Origin of the sequence: Mesorhizobium sp. M0296 (genome assembly GCF_040321675.1) — a bacterium.
In the GTDB taxonomy this organism is placed as follows: domain Bacteria; phylum Pseudomonadota; class Alphaproteobacteria; order Rhizobiales; family Rhizobiaceae; genus Mesorhizobium.
Genome location: NZ_JAMYRZ010000093.1, coordinates 1 through 2720, shown reverse-complemented (window position 1 = coordinate 2720; position 2720 = coordinate 1). Strand labels below are relative to the sequence as shown.

At 55.2% G+C, this 2720-nt stretch carries 2 protein-coding genes and 1 pseudogene; 1 reads left to right on the top strand and 2 read right to left on the bottom strand.

The features are described 5' to 3' along the window. The first annotated feature begins 678 nt into the window (after nt 1–678). Nucleotides 679–1647, top strand: coding sequence for a glycosyltransferase family 10 domain-containing protein (locus NKI97_RS35265; RefSeq protein WP_352453731.1), 969 nt, complete (start codon nt 679–681; stop codon nt 1645–1647). A 138-nt stretch (nt 1648–1785) separates the two neighbouring features. On the opposite strand, the gene NKI97_RS35260 is transcribed toward NKI97_RS35265, so the two are convergent. Then, complete coding sequence (locus tag NKI97_RS35260; RefSeq protein ID WP_352453730.1) at nt 1786–2142, bottom strand: hypothetical protein; 357 nt, start codon at nt 2140–2142, stop codon at nt 1786–1788. A gap of 266 nt (nt 2143–2408) precedes the next feature. Then, a pseudogene (locus tag NKI97_RS35255) lies at nt 2409–2564 on the bottom strand (ATP-binding protein); the annotation flags it as partial. Nucleotides 2565–2720 lie beyond the last annotated feature (156 nt).

Sequence of the window (2720 nt, the reverse complement as noted above, 5' to 3'; positions counted from 1 at the left end):
GCGCAGGCAGGCTGGGATTGGCAATGGCTGGAAGGGGAGGGGACGAGGCTAGGTCGGCATCGCCCATCTGCATGACGATATCGATGATGTCGGGCAAAGCCGCGGCGCTTTGTGTGTGAAGCTTGTCCGAAATTCGTAGCATGTTTCGGACATCTTGACCGTCACTTCGTCCGAAATCGGACCACAGATTTCGGACAAAGCCCCGGCATCAACCCGCCAATATCTCGATCTGCCGTCGCCGCTGCAAACGTCGCCTGTGAGAGGCGAGCCGCCTCTAAACTGGTCGTATATCCCGATTAATAATAAGAATGTAGTCAACTTCCATATTTTAGAGGGCACGCATGCTGCCACTCAACCGGCCTGATCACCACACAAAGTGAGGAAGAACCTGGTTAGGTGCAAAGCGACAATTGCCTCGACAGCGGGTCCCGGAAGGTTTATGCTGCCCAATCTTACCGCAATCCGAAATGGCGATTGAGTACCTTCACGAGTGAAGGGATTCCCGCGGTCTTAGAGATGAGTTGTCGAATGGCGCGAAGTCGCACAGAATCGCGAAGTCGCACAGAATCGTGTGTTTGATACCGATCAGGATCGCGAGCTATTTCAGGCGCAGAGAGGTCTTGCGCCCGATGCACGAGTTGCTCCCGGTCCAACGGAAGTGAATGGGGTGGAACTGCTTTGTCGACCAAATTGTTGACGGAACGTCCGGCGCCCATTGTTGCTACATGTCTGGATTCTTGGGGCGTTTTGGATGATGCAATCCACCATCTCACTCCAAAGGGCAGTGGAATCTGGAACAATGTCGCTTTTGTACGCAGGACATCCTTCGCGCCCGATTGGCATATTGTCTTTAACTCTGCTTCTATTTTTGGGCTCCCTGTTGATATCGAGGCGAGTCCAAACAGGACAATTTTTGCAATCGGCGAACCGCCGACGAAAGCTCATCGCGCATTTCATGAAGGGCAAGGGAAAAATACCATCGTCCTGACGTCTGACGCAGAGCTGGCTGCTCGGCAGAATGCAGAGCGCCGATTCGTTTTGTCTCCACCTATCACTCGGTCTTGGTCTGTAACAAAGACATATGACCAACTTCTGGTCAGCGAAGTCGTGGACAAGCCGCTTCGGCTCTCATGGATTACCAGTAACATCGCCCTGCTTAAAGGGCATCGATATCGGCTGGCGTTTCTGGAACGGCTGAGAGAGGAGCTCGATTTTGACCTGTTCGGCCGAGGTTTTCGGCTGATTGGAGATAAATGGGACGCACTCGCACCGTACCGTTACAGTATAGCTTTCGAGAATACTCGTGCTGATTACTATTTTACAGAGAAGCTTATGGACTGCTTCGTTGCTGAAACAATGCCGATCTATTACGGCAGCCCGGCAATCACGAGGTTCTTCCCTTCCGACTCAATGGTTCTGATTGACCCAGAGGACAAGAACGTAATCCAAAAAATTCAAGAAATCATCGACTCGGACCTCTGGAAGGAGCGTCGCGGCGCAATACAAGAGGCGAAGCGGTTGGTTCTTGAGAAATACAATACGTTTGCTTATCTCGCGGGCTTCATCGAAAGCGTTCACGATAAACCCTTACCGCCGGAAGTTATACACATCGGTTCGCCTGCGGTCGATTTTGGGACAGACGAATGAAGTACTCCAACGCTCGCTTCGCGTGCCCGGCGGTTGGTGGTCTGGCGAGATCGGTACGGAGCGCTCGGCGGAGAATGCCTACCTGCGCAGACGGGCCAGCACGGGCGCACGAGGTCATGCGCCCCCGGCTGCCGCTGATCAGACGAACTGGGGAAGGCCAGGAACGGAATTGAGGACCTCGTCCACGAGTTCGTCGCCGGCATGTTCCTTGGCGAAGGCGATCGTCTCGTTGGCGATGGCGGCGATCTTTAGAATGCTGAGACCCTCACTCATCAATTGCTGGCCGAGCCCCATGAGGCCGCCTCCGCCCTCTGGGTCGTTGCCATGATACTTCGCCACTAATTCCGAAGCTCCGGGAATGGCCGCGATCATGCGCGCAACGGGACCGTCGGCCGCGTGGCGTTGCAGGAAACCCAGCATTAACCCAACGGCCTTCTCTGCGAGAGCCGGGCCGATGCCGGCACCAGTGGCGATGCGCGATAAGAATTCTTCCATGGCAGGGTTCGTCTCTCTTTAATGAGGTTTACACGGGGCCGGTCCGGCGCCCAAAGCGCCCTTGGCCGAACCACAATTGAACTCCACAAAAATAGGCCGGCGGAAGTGCTATTGCAACTGCGCGTAAAACCGCCTCTGTCAACGCAAGCTGCGTCGGACGTGCGTATTTCGCAAAAACGGGACAGTCGTTCCGCTAAATCGCGGACAGCAGTTTCACTAATTCGCGGACAGCAGGATGGGGTCGGCGCTCGGTTGCCTGGTTGAAGTCATTTGCGATTGATTTCGCCGTTTTCGGCGCCGGTCAAGGGCGGCGGTGTTTTTTGCTTTCTCATGCTGTCGCCTTCGAGGGTGATGCGATGGGCGTTGTGGATGATCCGGTCGAGAATGGCGTCGGCTATTGTCGGCTCCGCGAATGCTTCATGATGCACCTTTCCTTGATCGCCTGGTCCGTTGCAGTCGGCGTTGAAGTTGATCGATCTGGTCGCTGGAAAGGTTTCCGCTTGGCCGCGGGCGTCACCATTTCTTTCCCACAAGATCCTTCAACGCGGCATTGTCGAGCATGGCGTCGGCCAGAAGCC